Origin of the sequence: Ensifer sp. LC163, from assembly GCF_001695855.1 — a bacterium.
In the GTDB taxonomy this organism is placed as follows: Bacteria; Pseudomonadota; Alphaproteobacteria; order Rhizobiales; family Rhizobiaceae; genus Ensifer.
The window spans coordinates 157,650-175,326 of record NZ_MBSS01000002.1; the positions used below are offsets into that span (position 1 = coordinate 157,650).

The following is a 17,677-nucleotide window of genomic DNA, read 5'->3' on the forward strand; positions in this document are numbered from 1 at the left end:
TCATGCAGGGTTTTGGCGTCCATACGAGCATGTGGACCATGAATTGGGATCGGTCCGGTGCCGAGCGGGCAGTCGCCGCGGCGGTCAAGTACAAGGTCGATTTTATCGAGATCCCCATGCTCAATCCGCCGGCTGTCGACACCGCCCACACCAAGGCGCTCTTGGAGAAAAACAAGCTGCGCGCGGTCTGCTCGCTCGGCCTTCCCGAGCACGCCTGGGCTTCCGTCCGGCCGGATGCCGCGATCGAGCACTTGAAGATCGCGATCGACAAGACGGCTGATCTTGGCGGCGAAGCGCTGTCCGGGGTCATCTATGGCGGCATCGGCGAGCGCACCGGCGTTCCGCCGACCGAGGCTGAATACGACAACATCGCCCGCGTGCTGACGGCTGCGGCCAAGCACGCCAAGACGCGCGGCATCGAACTCGGCGTCGAGGCGGTGAACCGCTACGAGAACCATCTGATCAACACCGGCCGGCAGGCCGTCGACATGATCAAGCGGGTCGGAGCCGACAATGTCTTCGTGCATCTCGACACCTACCACATGAACATCGAGGAAAAGGGCATCGGCACCGGCATTCTCGATGCGCGCGAGCATATCAAATACATCCACCTCTCCGAGAGCGACCGCGGCACACCGGGCTATGGCAACTGCGCCTGGGATGAGATCTTCGCGACGCTTGCGGCGATCGGCTTCAAGGGCGGGCTTGCCATGGAGAGCTTCATCAACATGCCGCCGGAAGTCGCCTATGGCCTCGCCGTCTGGCGACCGGTCGCCAAGGACGAGGAAGAAGTGATGGGCAACGGCCTGCCGTTCCTGCGCAACAAGGCCAAGCAATACGGGCTGATCTAGAGGGACGGCGATCCGGCCTTTGGCGGCCCGAAAAGTGACGGGAGGCGCGGCATCATGCCAACACCATCACGCAACGAGCAGGGCACGATAGCGGTGCTTGACGTCGGCAAGACCAACGTCAAGCTCAACGCCGTCACGGCGGATGGTATCGTGCTTGAGACGCTCAGCATCCCCAATCCGGTGCTGCCGGGCCCGCCCTGGCGCCATCACGATCTCGGCGCCATCGGCGATTGGATGTTCTCAAGCCTCGGCCAACTCGCCCGGCGCCACCCGCTTTCGACCTTCGTCGCCTCCGGGCATGGTTCCGGCGGCGTGCTCGTCGGTGACGATCCGCAGCGCGGCGACGGCACGGCCCTGCCGATGATCGACTACGAACAGCCGTTGCCTGAGGTTATCCGCGCAGGGTATGCCCCGCTATCCGGCTCGTTCTTCGATCGCGGCAGCGCGATGATGCATGCGTCGACGCATCAGGCACGGCAACTCTACTGGATGCAGGAGCGCGAGCCCGAAGCTTTTTCACGGGCACGCTGGTATCTCGGCCTGCCGCAATACTGGGCCTGGCGGCTCTCCGGCGTGGCGACCTCAGAGACGAGCCTGCTCGGAGCGCAATCGCATCTCTGGAACGTGGCGGAACGGCATTTCGCGCCGATCGTCGAGGCGCGTGGCTGGCGCAGGCTGATGCCGCCCTTTGCCCAGGCCTGGCAGGACCTCGGGCCGGTGCGCGCGGCTTTGGCGCGCCGTCATGGCTTGCCGCAAGAGCTTCGCGTCCTTGTCGGCGCTCACGACAGCAGCTTGAACCACTATCGCTATCACGCCGCCGGACTGAGCGATTTCATCGTCATCTCCACCGGCACCTGGATTGTCGGCTTCTCCGGGCAGACGCCGCTCGACCGGCTCGATGAAGACAGGGGCATGACCTTGAACAGCGACATCTTCGGCAATCCGCTCGGCGGTGTGCTGACGATGGGCGGACGCGAATTTTCATACGTGGCGGGTCAGGAGCCGCCGGACGGGCCTGTGCCCGAACAGATCGTCCGGCGGTTGATCGCCGAGCGCATCATGGCGCTGCCTTCCTTCGGCGACGACAATGGCCTGTTTCCCGGTAGTGCCGGACATGGGCATATCACCGGGCCGAAGCCCGAGACTGCGATGGAGCGCAAGGCACTGGCGCTGCTTTATTGCGCGCTCCTGACCGCCGAATGCGTCGAGGCTTTGGGCGCAGGGCCATCGGTCGTGCTGGACGGCAACTTCCTGCGCGATCCGCTCTATGCCCGCCTGGTCGCGGCTCTGCTGCAGGACCGGCAGGTCCGGTTCAATCTCGATGCCTATGGCGTCGCGTCCGGTGCGGCCCTGCTCGCCGGCCAACGCACACGGGCACGGCCGGCGCCGCTTGCCCTGGCCGAGGTTGCCGATATCGCACCGCTGACCGCGGCAATTTCCGACTACGCCGCGCGATGGCGCGCGACTGCGCGTGTGCACGCCGAACCTGTTTTTCACTGACACTTCGAAAGGAAAGTCCGATGAGCCAGCCCGACATTCTCACTCTTCGCCATGAGATGGTGGATATCTGCCGCCGGATGAATTCGAGCGGCATCAACCAGGGGACGGCCGGCAACCTTTCGGTGCGGATCGGCGATGGCTTCCTCGTCACGCCATCGTCGCTCGCCTACGACACGATGCAGCCGGAAGATCTGGTCGAGATGGATTTTGGGGGCAACTACACGGGCCCTCGGCCATCGTCCGAATGGCGGTTCCACCGCGACATCCTGCGCGAGCGCACGGATATCAACGTGGTTCTTCATTGCCACTCCATCTATGCGACCACGCTGGCCTGCCATCACAAGACCATCCCGAGCTTCCACTATATGACGGGCATTGCCGGTGGAACGACGATCCGCTGCGCCGAATATGCGACCTTCGGAACCCAGGCGCTTTCCAACAACGCGCTCGTGGCACTCAAGGACCGTACCGCCTGCCTTCTCGGGCAGCATGGTCAGATCTCGCTCGGCAAGACGCTGGAATCGGCGTTGTGGATGGCGATCGAAATCGAGACCCTCTCGCGCATGTATGTCCAGGCTTTGACGCTCGGCGAGCCCCCGGTCCTGCCCGACGATGAGATGGAGCGGGTGATCGCCCAGATGCGCCGGATGAGCTATGGCCAGGCCCCGGACGACGAGGGCGTCAACGACATCGCTCGCCCGCGGGTCGCAAGCTAACGGTAGACCCGTCTTGTCTCGCTGCCGATGCGGCGCTATCAGCGACGTCAGTCGCAATCAGGCACCGGAGAGACGAGCGTTCCATGGCGAGCCCCGATATGTCACCCCTTGGTCATGGGCCGAAATTCCCTGGCTCGATTGTCGTCATGGGCGTCTCCGGCAGCGGCAAGACCTCTGTCGGCAAGGCGGTCGCTGCGGCTTGCGGTTATCGCTTCATCGAAGGCGATGCCCTGCATCCGGACGTCAACATTGCCAAGATGTCCGCCGGCATCCCGCTCACCGATGAGGACAGATGGCCCTGGCTCCGGGAAATCGGTCGGCAGCTTTCCCAAGGTGCCGAACCGCTCGTTGTTTCGTGTTCGGCATTGAAGCGGAGTTATCGCGCTTTGTTGCGCGACAGTGCGGGTGGAGATCTGGCCTTCGTCTATCTCCATGGCAGCCGCGACGTTCTCGCAGGCCGAATGCACCACCGCGAAGGGCATTTCATGCCGGCCTCGCTGCTCGACACGCAGCTGGCGACGCTTGAAGAGCCGATCGGCGAGCCTTTGACGGTCGTCGCCGATGTCGATCAATCCGCCGCCGACGTGGTCAAGGCGACGCTGGCGGCGCTCGGCGGCTTGGCATCGTCGAGCACTGGGGCGTCAGGTGATGCTGGTTTCGGCCAGCGTTAGGCCGTTTTTGTCATCAACGCCCTGATCTCCAGCAGCTGCTGCGTCAGCCCCGGCAGGGATGCCGGAAAAGCACCGTCGAGGGCTGCGGTGCCGACCGTGAAGCCGGCGGCGCCGTTGTCAATGGTGGCTTGTATGCGGGCCGCCCTGTCGATCGACCCGGCGACGATCACCGGCTTTTGCACGGCTCCGCACACCGCCCTGATCAAGGCCGGCACGTCGGTTTCGGCGCGGTAGGCAAGAAGGTCCAGCCCATGGACGCCATCGTGGCCCGCCAGATCGATGGCGCTGGCCGTGATGTCTTCGATCGAGCCTTCCAATATGCTCGGATGTCCGGTGATCCGGACGGGAAAGGGAGAATATCTGATGCCGGTCCCCTCGATCAGCGGAAGCACGTCGGCGACATGCGTGCCACCGAGCAGGTGGTCGACGTCAAGTTTGATCGCTGCCCGGACGGAGGCGATTTCGCTGTCGCGATCAAGCGACACCACTTCAAGGTAGCTTAGCGCACCGCTTTCCTTGATTGTCCGGTTGAGAGCGGCAAGCTCACCAAACGGCAGCCCGATATCCTTGAAGCCGATATGTCGCACGCCCGCAGCGAGCGCCGTCTGCAAGTGGATGGCAGCGTCCGATACGGTACGATCGTTGCGCGTCAGCATGAAAATGAAATCTGGTTCGGACATGTTGTCACTCCTGTTCGTGCGCCGCAGTTGCGAGGCGCACGGCATAGTCGATTGCGGTTTCGAGGCTCGACGGGTCTGCGATCCCGCGTCCGGCGATGTCGAAGGCGGTTCCGTGATCGGGGCTGGTGCGGACGAACGGGAGACCGAGCGTGATGTTCACGCCCTTCTCCAGTCCCAGATACTTGACGGGTATGAGCCCCTGATCGTGATACTGCGCGACCACCACGTCGAACCGGCCGTTTCGCGCCTGCATGAAGACGGTGTCGCCAGGCCATGGGCCGCTCGCATCGATGCCTTCTCGTCGCGCGGCTTCGATCGCCGGTGCGATGATGGTGGTCTCCTCGTCGCCGAACAGGCCACGTTCTCCTGCATGAGGGTTGAGGCCGGCGACTGCGATCCGCGGCGCTCTTATGCCGAGCGCCCGCCCACCTTGATGTGCGAGCCGGATCGCTGATAGCTCGGCATCGAAATCCACCCGTCGTATCGCCTCAAGAAGGGAACAATGGATGGTGACGAGAACCGTTCGAATATCCTCATTGGCAAGCATCATCGCGACACGTGTTGCGCCGACCCGCTCGGCAAGGATCTCCGTATGGCCGGGGTGGCCGATGCCCGCGGCGGCAAGAGCTTCCTTATGGATTGGTGCCGTAACAATGCCAGCAACAGTACCCGTCTCGGCCAGATCGATCGCCCGCGCGATCGCGTCATAGGCAGCCTTGCCGCTGACCCGATTGACTGTTCCGACCGGAGGCAGCGCGTCGAGCGAAGATGAAGCAATCAGGTTGACGATCCCATCCGCAAACACTGCCGCCTGAAGGTCTTGAACAGGGTTGAGGCGGGTTGTGGCGTCGATCTCCGCAAGGGCATGCCGCATGATGAGTGGGTCGCCGACCACGAAGCAGCGTCGATTGTTCTCCCTGTTGCGCAATGCTTTGGCGATGATTTCGGGACCGATGCCTGAAGGATCGCCCATGGTGATGGCGATGGGGCGTTCAGCGTGGTTCATGGACGTGATCCGTTTGAAAGTTGTCGTGCCGCATTCAGGAGCGTCGCCGGTGTGCCGAAGCCCCCGGCCTTCAAAGCGATGACGAGCGGTTGCTCTGGTTCGCGCATCGCGTATCCGGCGGGAAATCCCGGCTCGAGTTCCCCGGTGAGATTGAAGCTTTTGATGGAAAGGCGCTGCAAAAGGGCGTCCATGGTTTCGCCGCCGGAGGCGATCACAGCGTCGAAGCGCTGCCGTCGGAGCGCTGCATTGGCCTCGTCGATGAGCCTGGGCAGCACCCTCCCTGCATCGGTCTCGCGCGAAACCGGCGCTTGGAGACAGGCGATCTGAGCCTGTTCGGTTATGTCGGATGCCCGGCTGGCGATGGCGACGCCGCCTGCGCCAAGCGCGCGGCATTGTTCGTGGCTGGTCCTGTTTGCGCTTCCAACGACGATGAGAACGCGTCGTATTGGCGAGGCTGGCGTCTCAGGTCCGGTGAATGTTGCGTGCGCCGTCAGGCTGGCAAGCGCCAGGGCCATGCCGGGGGAGCCGACCCACAGTGCCGGCTCCATCTGCGCGAGACACGCCACTCTTTGATTCAGTTTTTCCTGGCTGTCGGCATCGACAATGACGACGCGGGTACTCGCAGCCGCCGCACGAACCTCCGCGTCACTCATCTCGACCGTTAGCAGGGCAGGGACCCCCAGTGCCGGGTCGACGAGGTCGCGGATGCAGGATGTGTGTGCGGGGTGGATCGGATCCTGAGCGTATCCGGTATCCGCAACGGGCCTTCCATCAAGCAACTGGATCGCTCCGGCTGTCGTGCGTCCTGCAGCCGGAAAGGCCGGGGCGACCACCAGCCGCATCCGCCGACTTGCCTGGAAGGCCGCGAGAATCTCCGCCCTGACGTGGCCGCGTAACGTCGAGTCCACGGTCTTGTAGAGGGTACGATCTCTATCAAACGCCGAGACGGCTCTTCTTGTCGCGTCCGCAGCATTGGTCTCCGTCATGCTGCGGCTGCCGGTATCGACTGATACGACGGCTGCATCGTCGCCCGTTGCTGCGCGGCGATAGATGCACGGCTTGTGGCCCCGCGTCAGGAACGGGCTCGCCCCGTCCGCTGCACTTGTGAGGTCGTCGGCGATGACGCCGATGCGGTTGAAAATGTCACCAATGTTTTCCATGGCCGTAAAGCTAATGTCCGTAGACGTTGGAAAAAAAGCGATATGATCTGACCTGTATTGGTGATAAATCATCACCAATGCAACGCTCTGATATTCCTTCTCTGGATGATCTGCGCGCCTTCGAGGTCGTGGCGCGCCTGGGTTCAGTGCGCGCAGCAGCCACAGAGCTGAACCTTACGCATGGCGCCGTCAGCCGTCGTGTTTCCAAGCTCGCGGGCGACCTTGGTCTGGAGCTTCTGGAGGCGCACGGTCGGGGACTGCGCTTGACCTCGGATGGAGAGAAGCTGGCCCAGGCAACGACCCGGGCGCTCGCACTCGTTTCCTCGACCCTCGATGAAATCCGCAGTGCAACGCCGGCGCAGCCGGTCCTGGTCTCTTGCGAGCGATCCTTGGCGATGCGTTGGCTGATTCCTCGGCTCGCCGATTTTCAGGACCGGCATTCGGACGTCGATTTGCATCTGGCCGTCGGCGGCGGGGCGTTCGATTTCTCTCGCGACCGCGTGACCCTTGCCATCCGCCGGCTGGATTTTGCCGTCGACCCGCGTTGCCTGGTCACAAGGCTGATGAGGGAAGAGGTCGGGCCGGTCATGCAAGCCGGCATGGTCGAGCGATTTCGCGTGGGCGATTATATCGCGCTTGCCTCAAAGACGAGGCCTGACGCTTGGAACAAATGGGCGCACGCCAACCCGGAAGCGCCAAAGCCGCGCTCCACGCGCTTTATGGATCACCATTTCCTCATGGCGGAAGCGGCCGCCAGTGGCCTTGGTGTGGCGATGTGCCCGAGGGTCATCGCAGCGGACGACATCCGCAACGAGCGGCTGGTCGCACCAATGGGCTTCACGCCCGATGGGTCCGAGTATGGCCTCATCCAATCGGCGTTGATCCCCGAAGCTCCGCACGCCTTGCTGTTCAAAACCTGGCTGCAGGCACAGATCGCATAAGCCGACCTGCGGTCTGCGCTGTCGGCGAAGCGGCCATGGCATACGGCGCATTGTGGCCGATACGTCTATAGGACGCAGGAGCAGTTCGAGCCAGCGCGCCTTGCTAAAGGATGCGGCCGAACAATGAACCGTAGACGATGATCGCAAATGCGAGCGTAAACCCGGCAGCCACAAACATGAGGCTGAAATCGTACCCGTGAAAACGGGCGGGACGTAAGCTCTTCATGGCGAGCTCCAATTTTTACTCTGCTTGCGACGCTCGCCGAGCAAGAGATCTGGCCGCGCAAATAGAGCGCGCCGCCCACGAATCCATCGGGACGTTTGAGATGTTGCCAGCCTCATCGGCTGAAACGGGTTCGCGCAGCGGATGCATCGCCAAATGCTCCCGAACTTTGCAGATCGTGCTTCTCGGATTTCCTCTTTGGAAGGAAATTAGCGGGACGCGGTGTTATCGTCGCTCGACATCGCGGCGTTGATATCATTGCAATCGCCGCGTTGCGCGTAGAGGATGGAGCGCAGACGGCCCGGTCGGTGGTGAGGAGATCACGGACGGGGTCGAGGGGAGGAGACGAGAGATGTTTCAGGGCGGATTGAGCTTCGCGCTCGGCGAAGACATTGATGCATTGCGCGACAGCGTGCGCCGCTTTGCGGCCGAACGTATCGCGCCGCTGGCGGCGGAAACCGATCGCAGCAACGCTTTCCCGACGCCGCTCTGGCGTGAGATGGGAGATCTCGGCCTGCTCGGCATCACCGCCGACGAAGCCTATGGCGGTGCGGGAATGGGCTATCTCGCCCATTGCGTCGCCATGGAAGAAATCAGCCGCGCATCCGCTTCCGTGGGCTTGAGCTACGGTGCCCATTCCAATCTCTGCGTCAACCAGATCAGCCGCAACGGTAACGAGGCGCAGAAGGTGCGCTACCTGCCGAAGCTGATTTCAGGCGATCATGTCGGCGCGCTCGCCATGTCCGAACCGGGTGCTGGCTCCGACGTCGTTTCCATGACGCTTCGGGCCGAGAAACGCGGCGATCGCTACGTCCTCAATGGCGGCAAGATGTGGATCACCAACGGACCGGATGCGGACGTCCTGGTCGTCTACGCCAAGACGGATCCAGGTGCCGGTCCGCGCGGGATTACTGCCTTCCTTGTAGAAAAAGGCTTTGCCGGCTTTTCCACCGGCCAGAAGCTCGACAAGCTCGGCATGCGCGGTTCCAACACCTGCGAGCTGATCTTCCGCGATTGCGAGGTGCCGGCGGAAAACGTCCTCGGCGATGAAGGCGGTGGCGTCCGCGTGCTGATGTCCGGGCTGGATTACGAGCGTGTCGTCCTGTCCGCCGGGCCGCTTGGCATCATGGCGGCTTGCCTCGACGTCGTCGTCCCCTATCTCCACGAGCGCAAGCAGTTCGGCCAGGCGATCGGCGAGTTCCAGCTCATGCAGGGCAAGCTTGCTGACATGTATGTGACGGCGAATGCAGCGCGTGCCTATGTCTACGCGGTGGCAGGCGCTTGTGACCGCGGCGAGGCCACGCGCAAGGATGCGGCCGGCTGCATCCTCTATGCGGCGGAGAAGGCAACAGCGCTGGCGCTGGAGGCAATCCAGGCGCTCGGCGGCAATGGTTACACCAACGACTACCCGGCTGGCCGGCTGCTGCGCGATGCCAAGCTCTATGAGATCGGCGCCGGAACCAGCGAAATCCGCCGCATGCTGATTGGCCGCGAACTGTTCACCGAGACCAGATAGACGCCTGAGCGGGTGGCTGACGCCGCAATCAGGCTCGATCGAATGAGGACTTCATGACTGTTCTGAAATCCCACATCTCGCCCTCATCAGACCCGTTCAAGGCCAATCAAGCGGCGATGGCTGAGGCGATTACGACCGTGGAGGACGCGGTCAAGCTGGCGGCCGGCGGCGGTGGCGAGACGGCACGCGAGCGCCATGTCAGCCGCGGCAAACTCCTGCCGCGCGACCGGGTCGCCTCTCTGATCGATCCCGCGACGCCGTTCCTCGAAATCGGCTCGACGGCCGCCCACGGCATGTATAACGGCGATGCGCCGGCGGCGGGCCTCATCACCGGCATCGGCCGGGTGTCCGGCCGCGAATGCATGATCGTCTGCAACGACCCGACCGTCAAAGGCGGGACCTATTATCCGATGACGGTCAAGAAACATCTGCGGGCGCAGGAGATCGCCGCCGAGAACCAATTGCCGTGCATCTATCTGGTCGATTCCGGCGGTGCCAACCTGCCGAACCAGGACGAGGTCTTTCCCGACCGGGAGCATTTCGGCCGGATCTTCTACAACCAGGCCAACATGTCAGCATCAGGAATTCCGCAGATCGCCGTGGTCATGGGATCGTGCACCGCAGGGGGCGCCTATGTGCCGGCCATGTCGGACGAAACCATCATCGTCGAGGGTCAGGGCACGATCTTCCTCGCCGGCCCGCCGCTGGTGCGCGCGGCGACCGGCGAAGTGGTCTCGGCCGAGGATCTTGGTGGCGCGGACGTGCACACGCGCCTTTCCGGTGTCGCCGATCATATGGCGCGCGATGATGCGCATGCGCTGGCGCTTGCCCGCCGTGCGGTCGCCGCGCTCAACCGCCGCAAGCCGACGTCGGTGGAATTGCAAAGCCCGGAGCCGCCGCTTTACGATCCGCAGGAGATCGCCGGCATCGTGCCGGCGGATCTGCGCACGCCCTACGACATCCGCGAAGTCATCGCCCGTCTTGTCGACGGTTCCCGCTTCGACGAGTTCAAGGCGCGCTACGGCACCACGCTCGTCTGCGGTTTCGCGCATGTGCACGGGGTTCCGGTCGGTATCATCGCCAACAACGGCGTGCTGTTCTCGGAATCCGCTTTGAAGGGCGCCCACTTCGTCGAGCTTTGCGCCCAGCGCAAGATCCCGCTGGTGTTCCTGCAGAATATCACGGGCTTCATGGTTGGCCGCAAATATGAAACCGAAGGCATCGCCAAGCATGGTGCCAAGCTGGTGACGGCCGTGGCGACGGCGCAAGTGCCGAAGATCACCATGCTCGTCGGCGGATCGTTCGGTGCCGGCAACTACGGCATGTGCGGCCGGGCCTTCTCGCCGCGGTTCCTGTGGACCTGGCCCAACAGCCGGATTTCGGTGATGGGCGGCGAACAGGCCGCAGGCGTGTTGTCGACGGTTCGCGGCGAGGCGCTCAAGCGCGCCGGGACGCCCTGGAACGAGGAAGAGGAGGCCAGGTTCCGACAGCCGGTTCTTGACCTCTTCGAGCGCCAGAGCCATCCGCTCTATGCCTCCGCCCGGCTCTGGGACGACGGCGTCGTCGACCCGCGCAAGAGCCGCGACGTTCTGGGGCTGTCACTGTCAGCGGCGCTCAATGCGCCAATAGAAGATACGCGTTTCGGCCTGTTCAGAATGTAGGGAGATCGCGATGAAGCGCGAAAACGTCAACGCCAAGAATGCGCCGCAACCCCGTGGCGGCTATTCGCAAGCCGTGCGGCTCGAGAACTTCGAGCGGCTGGTTTTCGTCAGCGGCCAGGTGCCGCTCAATTCGGACGACGTGCTGCCCGACGGCTTCGAGGCGCAGGCGCGTCAGGTCTGGCTGAATATCGATGCGCAATTGAAGGCCGCCGGCATGAGCAAGGCCGATATCGTCAAGGTGACGGCCTTTCTCGCCGATCGCCACCACACCATGGCTAACCGCGCAGCCCGCGCCGACTATCTCGGCCCGCTTGCGCCGGCGATGACGGTGGTGATTGCCGGCATCTTCGATTCCGGCTGGTTGCTCGAAGTCGAAGTAATCGCGGCGCAATAGGGCGGGCCATATGCCGATGTTTTCCAAGCTTCTGATTGCCAATCGCGGTGAAATCGCCTGCCGCGTCATCCGCACGGCCCGGCGCCTGGGCATCCGCACCGTTGCGGTCTATTCCGACGCCGACGTCGACGCTTTGCATGTGGCGCTGGCCGACGAAGCAATCCGCATCGGGCCGCCGGCGGCATCCGAAAGCTATCTCTCGATCGAGCGGATCGTTGCCGCCGCCAGGTCAGCCAACGCGGATGCCATTCACCCGGGCTACGGCTTCCTGTCGGAGAACGCCAATTTTGCCGAGGCGGTCGAAGCGGCGGGCATGACCTTCGTCGGTCCGTCGCCGGGGGCAATTCGCGCGATGGGATTGAAGGACGCGGCCAAGGCGCTGATGGAGCGGGCCGGCGTGCCCGTCGTGCCCGGCTATCACGGCGACGAACAGGAGCCATTCTTCCTGGCGGACCGGGCAGCTGAGGTCGGTTTTCCCGTGCTCATCAAGGCGCGCGCCGGCGGCGGCGGCAAAGGCATGCGCAAGGTCGAGCAGCCGCACGAGTTTGCCGCGGCCCTTGAAGCAGCGCGCCGCGAAGCCGAAGCCGCCTTCGGCGACGGCGCGGTGCTGATCGAGAAATACCTGACCAAGCCGCGTCACATCGAAGTCCAGGTCTTCGGCGACCGCCATGGCAACATCCTGCATCTGTTCGAACGCGATTGCTCGCTTCAACGGCGCCACCAGAAAGTGATCGAGGAGGCGCCCGCGCCTGGCATGACGGCGGAGGTTCGCCGCGCCATGGGCGAGGCCGCAGTCAAGGCCGCGCGCGCCATCGGCTATGTCGGCGCCGGCACCGTCGAGTTCATCGCCGACGTCACCAACGGGCTCTGGCCCGATCAGTTCTATTTCATGGAAATGAACACCAGGCTTCAGGTGGAGCATCCAGTCACCGAGGCGATCACCGGCGTCGATCTCGTCGAGTGGCAGTTGCGCGCCGCCGTCGGCGAGGCCTTGCCCAAGCGGCAGAACGAAATCGCCATCGACGGTTGGTCGTTCGAGGCCCGGATCTATGCCGAGGACCCGACGCGCGGGTTTCTGCCGGCGACCGGGCGGCTCGCGACCCTGGACTTTCCAGGCGACGGCGTGCGTGTCGATGCCGGCGTCCGGCAGGGTGACGTCATCGCCCCCTATTACGACCCGCTGATTGCCAAGCTGATCGTGCATGGGCCAAGCCGCTCGTCAGCGCTCGCGCGACTAGAGAGCGCGCTCAAGGCCTGCCGGATCGGCGGCACGATCACCAATCTCGATTTTCTCGCCCGGCTCGCCGCCGAGCCCGAGTTTCGCGCTGCGCGGCCGGATACCGGCCTTATCGACCGGGCGATCGATCAACTGACGACACCTTTGGTGCCGGGAAACGAGGCGTTGGCACTGGCGGCCATAGCCTCCACCGGCGTGCTGCAACCGGTGAAATCCGACGATCCCTGGTCGTCCCTCGGTCATTGGCAGATCTGGGGAGATGCCCATCGAAGCATTGCCATCGAACATGCCGGCGGGCGATCGGTCGTCACGCTCGCAGCGCGTGGACGCGATCAGTTCGCGGTACGGGCGGGCGAAAGCACCTTTCCGGTGTTGGTGCTCGATCGGTTGGATGATGGCGCCCGAGTGGAAATCTCAGGCGAGCAACGTACCTTCCGCTTCCTGCGCGAGCAGGAAACCATCACGCTTTTCGTCAGTGGCGAGACCTTCGTTCTGCGCCTTCCCGATGCGCTCGCAGGGGCTCACTCCGCTGAGACGGCGGCGGATGAGCTTGCCGCTCCGATGCCCGGCATCGTCAAGCTCATCCATGTTCGCGCCGGTGATACGGTGGTGAAAGGCCAGCCGCTGGTGGTGATGGAGGCGATGAAAATGGAGCTGACGCTGGCGGCGTCGCGCGCCGGTGTCATCGAGAGCACGCTGGCGTCGCCAGGCGAACAGGTGAGCGCCGGAGCGATCCTCGTCGTGCTCAAACCGGAGGGCGACGAATGAGTGGGCCGGCTGCCGAGCATGTCACGCTCGTCGAAATGGCGCCGCGCGACGGTCTTCAGAACGAGAAGCGGCTTGTCGATACCGCCGATAAGATCCGCCTCGTCGATCTCCTGTCTGACTGCGGCTATCAGCGCATCGAGGTGACGAGCTTCGTCAGTCCGAAATGGGTGCCGCAGATGGCGGATGCATCGGCGGTCATGGCCGGAATCCGGCGCCGGCCGGGCACACGCTACACCGTGCTGACGCCGAACATGCAGGGATTTGATGCGGCCCTTGCGGCGAAGGCCGATGAAATGGCGATCTTCGCTTCGGCGTCAGAGACGTTTTCGCAGAAGAACATCAATTGTTCGATCGCCGAAAGCATCGAGCGCTTTCGCCCGGTTGCCGAAGCCTGTCGCGCCAGCGCGGTGCCGTTGCGGGGCTATGTCAGCTGCGTTGTAGAGTGCCCCTATGAGGGTGCGATCGCAGCTGAGAGCGCGGCACGGGTCGCCGCCGCATTGATGGGGCTCGGTTGTTATGAGGTCAGCCTCGGCGATACGATCGGGCGCGGTACGCCGGAGGCCGTCGACGCGATGCTGGCGACCGTGCTCGCGAATGTGCCGGCCGGACAGCTGGCAGGCCATTTTCACGACACGTCCGGGCGGGCGCTTGACAATATCGGTGTCGCGCTCGAGCGCGGCCTGCGTGTCTTCGACGCGTCGGCCGGCGGTCTCGGCGGCTGCCCCTATGCGCCGGGTGCGGCCGGCAATGTCGATACACTGGCGGTCAACGCCTTTGTCACCGGGCGCGGATTTTCAACCGGGCTCGATGCGGCGAGGCTTGAAGAAGCCGCCGCCTTCGCACGATCGCTGAGGAGTGCTGCCTGATGTTCGAATCGATCCGATATTCCGTCGATGCGAAAGGCGTTGCCCGCCTGACGCTGGCGCAGCCGCAGAAGCACAATGTTCTTTCCGCAACCATGATCGGCGAACTGACTGAGGCGGCAGCGCGCTTGTCGGCCGATGTCGCCGTGCGCGTCGTGGTGCTCGATGCCGAGGGCCGCAGCTTCTGCGCCGGCGGCGATCTTGGCTGGATGCGTGAGCAGTTCGATGCGGACCGGCCGACGCGTATCGCCGAGGCGACGCGCCTAGCGCTGATGTTCAAGGCGCTGAACGAAATCACCAAGCCGGTGATTGCGCGTGTGCACGGCAATGCCTTCGGTGGCGGCGTCGGCCTGATGAGCGTCTGCGATGCCGTCATTGCGTCGTCCGATGCGCGGTTCGGCCTGACCGAAACCCGGCTGGGCCTTATTCCGGCGACCATCAGCCCCTATGTGGTCGCCCGTATCGGCGAGGGCAGGGCGCGGCCTTTGTTCATGTCGGCACGCCTGTTTGGCGCCGAGGAAGCAAGGGATGCCGGTCTGGTGACGGCAATTGCTGCCCCCGATGGGCTGGATGCGGCAATTGCGGCGGAAGTCGAACCCTATCTCCAGACAGCGCCCGGCGCGACCGGACGGGCGAAGCGGCTTGCCCGTTCGCTCGGGCAGCCGATCACCGAAGCGACCATCGCCGCCACGATCGAGCAGCTTGCCGATTGCTGGGAGTCCGACGAGGCGCGCGAAGGCGTTGCCGCCTTCTTCGAGCGTCGCGAGCCCTCGTGGCGTGAGCCGCCGCTTCCTTGATTTGGGCGGATTTTGAGCCTATTTTGATCGAGTGATGATCAAGATGAGATCGGAATTCGCCATGTCTGCCGTCGGCTTCAACATCTCCGCCTCGCATTTCGGGGAAGACCAGTCGTCCTTCCTGTCTGCCCGGCTGGTCGCGGATCGTCTCGGCGTAACACTTGCGGAACTCGCGAAGCTGATCGGCGTCGCGCGCAATACGCTGACGGCGAAATCGAGCGCGCGCAAGGTCGATGCGGCACTCAGCAAAGTCGTGCGGATCCTGGCGATGGCTGCCGAAATGGCCGGCGACGAGAGCCGGGCCGTCATCTGGTTCAAGCACCAGCCGATCCCCGGATGGGCTGGCAAGACCGCTTATGACCTTGCCGGAGAGGGCAAGGCCGACAAGGTGCTTGCCTATCTCGAGGCCGTGCGTTCGGGTGTCTACGCCTGATGTCTGAGAGTGAGCCGGTGCGCCTCTGGCGCGCCTATGTGCCGCGCTGGGCCCACGCTCCGCTTTCGGGCGACGGTGCCGCGCGTTTCGGTGGTCGCTGGAACCCGGTGGGCCTGCCGACCATCTACGCTGCCCGCGAATTATCGACGGCCTGGGCCGAATACAATCAAGGCTTTGTCCAGCATCCCGCCCTGATCGCCCAGCTTGAACTGCGGTATGCGCGTTTGGCTGACACAATGGACCCGGCCTTGCTGGTGGATCTTGGCGTCGCCGAGGATATCCACCGGGAGGAGTGGCGCGATGTTTTGGATCGAGGCGTCGTGCCCGCGACGCATCGTCTGCAGGCGGAGCTGGCCACCCGTGGTTACGATGGCCTGATCTATCCGTCTTTCATGTCGCCGGGCGGCAGTTGCGTCGCGCTTTGGCGATGGAATGCGGGCGGGGCGGAGTTGACCGTAGTCGATCCGGAAGGCCGCTTGCCGAAGACGCCGGCATCCTGGCTCTGAGGCCGATAGGTCCGCGTCAAAGAACCTTGCCCGGGTTCAGGATGCCCTTCGGATCGAGCGCATGCTTGATCCGGCGCATCACCTCAAGTTCGGCCGCACTTCGGGAGTGGCCGAGGAATTCCCGCTTCAAGGTGCCGATACCATGTTCGGCGGAGATCGAGCCGCGATAGCGCCCGACGATGTCATAGACGATGCCGTCGACCGCATGCTGTGTGTTCTCGTCGCTTGCGGGCGTGGAAAAGGCGATGTGCAGATTGCTGTCGGCAACATGACCGAAGAAGGAGATGTGCGCCTGCGGAAAGCGGGCGGCCAGTGCGGGGCCACATTCGGCTGCGAAGCGGCCGATTTCGCCGATGGGCAGGCTGACGTCGAGATTGATCAGCTCCGGCAGCAGGCGGTCCATCGCGTGTCCCTCGCGTACCTGCCAGAACAGGCGGCTTTCCTTTTCCGACTGGGCGATCAGAGCATTGGCGATCACATCGTCTTCAAGCGCGGCGCCGAGGAAGTTCTCGAAATCCTCGCCTTCGTTGTCATCGCCTTGGACATCTTGTTCCAGGATCACCGCAAAGGCGGGGAATGTCTCGAAGAAGCATTGCCCTTCCGCCTCGCAGTTGAAGCGAAAATAATCTTCCCACATGGCCTCGAAAGCGGAGAGGCCGGGCAGTCCTCGCTGCGCCCGTGCCAGCAAGGCGACGACCTGATCATAGCGATCAAGCGCACAGAGTGCCGTCAGGCGGCCCGACGGTCGCGGCTTCAGCCGCAGGACGGCGCGGGTGATGACGCCGAGCGTGCCTTCGGAACCGATGAAATACTGGCGCAGATCGTAACCGGTGTTGTTCTTGATCATCTTGCTGAGCGACGAGAGGATCGTGCCGTCGGCAAGCACGGCCTCGAGCCCCAGCACATTGTCGCGCGTGATGCCATGGCGGATGACGCGGATGCCGCCGGCATTGGTGGCGAGATTGCCACCGATCTGGCAGGAGCCGCGTGCGCCGAGGTCGATCGGCAGCAGGAAGCCTGCGTCGTCGGCGGCGCGCTGGGCGACCTCAAGTGGCGTGCCGGCGAGGACGGTCATGGTTGCGGCCAGCGGATCGAGTTCCTCAATGCCGGTGAGGCGTTCGAGCGAGAGGGAAACCGCGTCCTCGTCCGGGTTGGCGCCACCGGCAAGGCCGGTCAGACCACCCTGCACGACGATGGTCTGGCGATGGGCGTTGCAGATGCGAAGCGCTGTTGCGACTTCCTCTGTGTTCGCAGGGCGAATGACGGCCTTGGGCAGACAGCGCCCGGTGAGACTTGCGTCGCTGCGATAGCGCTCGCCGATCTGTGTGCCGATCAGCACGGCGTCGCCGAGTGCCTGTTTCAGATCTTCAATGACGGACATGCGCCAAATCTCCCGCTTCTACCACCGCATGACGTGCTGTAGCGCATCTCGGCAGAAACGGGAAACGGCTTGGAGCCAGGGTGAGGGTAAACGGCGGAGAAGCCGTCAGGTCCCGGTGCGCGCCAGTTCGAACGGCTGGACTTGCGCTTCCGCCTCGGCGTCGGTGCCTGCCGCCTCGGTGACTGCCTTGTCGTCCCTGAACAGTTTCCACTTCGTCGGCCGGAAGGCGACCCTGGCGCGGTCCTGGGTTGTGGTGCGTTCGGGCGGCAGCTCGATTTCGGCATGCGGGTGGGTGCGGCCGAGGTCGAGTTCGAGATGGCGGGTGCCGGCGACGCGGCGGCTGGCGGTGACCAGCCCGGCGAGACAGCCGCCG

General features: G+C 64.0%; 19 protein-coding genes. 13 read left to right on the forward strand and 6 right to left on the reverse strand.

Annotated elements, in window-relative coordinates; all coding sequences use genetic code 11:
• Window positions 1-2: 2 nt before the first annotated feature.
• From BC360_RS04165 to BC360_RS04180, 4 genes are all read left to right on the forward strand, one after another.
• Window positions 3-851 carry a sugar phosphate isomerase/epimerase family protein gene (locus tag BC360_RS04165; RefSeq protein WP_065794384.1) on the forward strand — a complete coding sequence of 283 codons (849 nt, stop codon included), beginning with the start codon at window positions 3-5 and terminating at the stop codon, window positions 849-851.
• Between the two features lie 54 nt (window positions 852-905).
• The gene (locus BC360_RS04170) at window positions 906-2,351 is read left to right on the forward strand and encodes an FGGY family carbohydrate kinase (protein ID WP_065794385.1); all 1,446 of its coding nucleotides are present in this window, start codon (window positions 906-908) and stop codon (window positions 2,349-2,351) included.
• Window positions 2,352-2,371: 20 nt separating this feature from the next.
• Entirely contained in the window at window positions 2,372-3,067 is a 696-nt protein-coding gene (locus BC360_RS04175; RefSeq protein WP_065794386.1) for a class II aldolase/adducin family protein, read from the forward strand.
• 83 nt (window positions 3,068-3,150) lie between these two features.
• Window positions 3,151-3,738: a gluconokinase gene (locus BC360_RS04180; RefSeq protein WP_065787471.1), complete on the forward strand. Its 588-nt coding sequence runs from the start codon at window positions 3,151-3,153 to the stop codon at window positions 3,736-3,738.
• Here BC360_RS04180 and BC360_RS04185 read toward each other — a convergent pair.
• From BC360_RS04185 to BC360_RS04195, 3 genes are read right to left on the reverse strand one after another with little or no spacing between them, the layout of a single operon-like run.
• Entirely contained in the window at window positions 3,735-4,418 is a 684-nt protein-coding gene (locus tag BC360_RS04185) for a 4-hydroxythreonine-4-phosphate dehydrogenase (protein WP_065794387.1), read from the reverse strand. The genes BC360_RS04180 and BC360_RS04185 overlap by 4 nt on opposite strands.
• A gap of 4 nt (window positions 4,419-4,422) precedes the next feature.
• Entirely contained in the window at window positions 4,423-5,424 is a 1,002-nt protein-coding gene (gene pdxA, locus BC360_RS04190) for a 4-hydroxythreonine-4-phosphate dehydrogenase PdxA (protein ID WP_139109907.1), read from the reverse strand.
• Entirely contained in the window at window positions 5,421-6,584 is a 1,164-nt protein-coding gene (locus BC360_RS04195; RefSeq protein ID WP_065794388.1) for a four-carbon acid sugar kinase family protein, read from the reverse strand. Before BC360_RS04195 ends, pdxA begins: the two co-directional genes overlap by 4 nt.
• A 26-nt stretch (window positions 6,585-6,610) precedes the next feature.
• On the opposite strand from BC360_RS04195, the gene BC360_RS04200 reads away from it, so the two are divergent.
• Complete coding sequence (locus BC360_RS04200) at window positions 6,611-7,525, forward strand: LysR family transcriptional regulator (protein ID WP_244512667.1); 915 nt, start codon at window positions 6,611-6,613, stop codon at window positions 7,523-7,525.
• 103 nt (window positions 7,526-7,628) lie between these two features.
• Here the strand turns inward: BC360_RS04200 and BC360_RS32955 are convergent, their stop codons facing one another.
• Window positions 7,629-7,751 carry a hypothetical protein gene (locus BC360_RS32955; RefSeq protein ID WP_274533906.1) on the reverse strand — a complete coding sequence of 41 codons (123 nt, stop codon included), beginning with the start codon at window positions 7,749-7,751 and terminating at the stop codon, window positions 7,629-7,631.
• A 349-nt stretch (window positions 7,752-8,100) separates the two neighbouring features.
• Here BC360_RS32955 and BC360_RS04205 point away from each other — a divergent pair, with 349 nt between their 5' ends.
• The 8 genes from BC360_RS04205 to BC360_RS04240 all read left to right on the forward strand — a co-directional run bounded on the left by BC360_RS04205 (window position 8,101) and on the right by BC360_RS04240 (window position 15,923).
• Complete coding sequence (locus tag BC360_RS04205; RefSeq protein WP_065794390.1) at window positions 8,101-9,264, forward strand: isovaleryl-CoA dehydrogenase; 1,164 nt, start codon at window positions 8,101-8,103, stop codon at window positions 9,262-9,264.
• A 53-nt stretch (window positions 9,265-9,317) separates the two neighbouring features.
• A complete protein-coding gene (locus BC360_RS04210) occupies window positions 9,318-10,925 on the forward strand; it encodes a carboxyl transferase domain-containing protein (RefSeq protein WP_065787476.1) in 1,608 nt (535 codons plus the stop codon).
• A gap of 10 nt (window positions 10,926-10,935) precedes the next feature.
• Entirely contained in the window at window positions 10,936-11,319 is a 384-nt protein-coding gene (locus tag BC360_RS04215) for a RidA family protein (RefSeq protein WP_065787477.1), read from the forward strand.
• A gap of 16 nt (window positions 11,320-11,335) precedes the next feature.
• The gene (locus BC360_RS04220; RefSeq protein WP_065787509.1) at window positions 11,336-13,324 is read left to right on the forward strand and encodes an acetyl/propionyl/methylcrotonyl-CoA carboxylase subunit alpha; all 1,989 of its coding nucleotides are present in this window, start codon (window positions 11,336-11,338) and stop codon (window positions 13,322-13,324) included.
• The gene (locus tag BC360_RS04225; RefSeq protein WP_065794391.1) at window positions 13,321-14,190 is read left to right on the forward strand and encodes a hydroxymethylglutaryl-CoA lyase; all 870 of its coding nucleotides are present in this window, start codon (window positions 13,321-13,323) and stop codon (window positions 14,188-14,190) included. The genes BC360_RS04220 and BC360_RS04225 overlap by 4 nt, the downstream gene beginning before the upstream one ends.
• Window positions 14,187-14,984: a crotonase/enoyl-CoA hydratase family protein gene (locus BC360_RS04230; RefSeq protein ID WP_065794392.1), complete on the forward strand. Its 798-nt coding sequence runs from the start codon at window positions 14,187-14,189 to the stop codon at window positions 14,982-14,984. Before BC360_RS04225 ends, BC360_RS04230 begins: the two co-directional genes overlap by 4 nt.
• A 61-nt stretch (window positions 14,985-15,045) precedes the next feature.
• Window positions 15,046-15,417: a DUF2384 domain-containing protein gene (locus BC360_RS04235; RefSeq protein ID WP_065787510.1), complete on the forward strand. Its 372-nt coding sequence runs from the start codon at window positions 15,046-15,048 to the stop codon at window positions 15,415-15,417.
• Window positions 15,417-15,923 carry an RES family NAD+ phosphorylase gene (locus tag BC360_RS04240; RefSeq protein WP_065794393.1) on the forward strand — a complete coding sequence of 169 codons (507 nt, stop codon included), beginning with the start codon at window positions 15,417-15,419 and terminating at the stop codon, window positions 15,921-15,923. The genes BC360_RS04235 and BC360_RS04240 overlap by 1 nt, the downstream gene beginning before the upstream one ends.
• A 16-nt stretch (window positions 15,924-15,939) precedes the next feature.
• Here the strand turns inward: BC360_RS04240 and BC360_RS04245 are convergent, their stop codons facing one another.
• On the reverse strand, window positions 15,940-17,304 hold the full coding sequence (locus BC360_RS04245) for an FAD-binding oxidoreductase (RefSeq protein WP_065794394.1): 1,365 nt from the start codon (window positions 17,302-17,304) through the stop codon (window positions 15,940-15,942).
• Window positions 17,305-17,409: 105 nt separating this feature from the next.
• Window positions 17,410-17,677: TOBE-like domain-containing protein (locus BC360_RS04250; protein WP_208858151.1), on the reverse strand; the 268-nt coding region annotated here is incomplete at its 5' end.

Bases quoted from the DNA above. Each gene is read 5' to 3' on its own strand.
- BC360_RS04225 (WP_065794391.1), top strand. From the start codon at position 13,321: ATGAGTGGGCCGGCTGCCGAGCATGTCACGCTCGTCGAAATGGCGCCG.
- BC360_RS04170 (WP_065794385.1), top strand. From the start codon at position 906: ATGCCAACACCATCACGCAACGAGCAGGGCACGATAGCGGTGCTTGAC.
- pdxA (WP_139109907.1), bottom strand. From the start codon at position 5,424: ATGAACCACGCTGAACGCCCCATCGCCATCACCATGGGCGATCCTTCA.
- BC360_RS04195 (WP_065794388.1), bottom strand. From the start codon at position 6,584: ATGGAAAACATTGGTGACATTTTCAACCGCATCGGCGTCATCGCCGAC.
- BC360_RS04215 (WP_065787477.1), top strand. From the start codon at position 10,936: ATGAAGCGCGAAAACGTCAACGCCAAGAATGCGCCGCAACCCCGTGGC.
- BC360_RS04165 (WP_065794384.1), top strand. From the start codon at position 3: ATGCAGGGTTTTGGCGTCCATACGAGCATGTGGACCATGAATTGGGAT.
- BC360_RS32955 (WP_274533906.1), bottom strand. From the start codon at position 7,751: ATGAAGAGCTTACGTCCCGCCCGTTTTCACGGGTACGATTTCAGCCTC.
- BC360_RS04240 (WP_065794393.1), top strand. From the start codon at position 15,417: ATGTCTGAGAGTGAGCCGGTGCGCCTCTGGCGCGCCTATGTGCCGCGC.
- BC360_RS04185 (WP_065794387.1), bottom strand. From the start codon at position 4,418: ATGTCCGAACCAGATTTCATTTTCATGCTGACGCGCAACGATCGTACC.
- BC360_RS04210 (WP_065787476.1), top strand. From the start codon at position 9,318: ATGACTGTTCTGAAATCCCACATCTCGCCCTCATCAGACCCGTTCAAG.
- BC360_RS04235 (WP_065787510.1), top strand. From the start codon at position 15,046: ATGTCTGCCGTCGGCTTCAACATCTCCGCCTCGCATTTCGGGGAAGAC.
- BC360_RS04245 (WP_065794394.1), bottom strand. From the start codon at position 17,304: ATGTCCGTCATTGAAGATCTGAAACAGGCACTCGGCGACGCCGTGCTG.
- BC360_RS04180 (WP_065787471.1), top strand. From the start codon at position 3,151: ATGGCGAGCCCCGATATGTCACCCCTTGGTCATGGGCCGAAATTCCCT.
- BC360_RS04220 (WP_065787509.1), top strand. From the start codon at position 11,336: ATGTTTTCCAAGCTTCTGATTGCCAATCGCGGTGAAATCGCCTGCCGC.
- BC360_RS04205 (WP_065794390.1), top strand. From the start codon at position 8,101: ATGTTTCAGGGCGGATTGAGCTTCGCGCTCGGCGAAGACATTGATGCA.
- BC360_RS04175 (WP_065794386.1), top strand. From the start codon at position 2,372: ATGAGCCAGCCCGACATTCTCACTCTTCGCCATGAGATGGTGGATATC.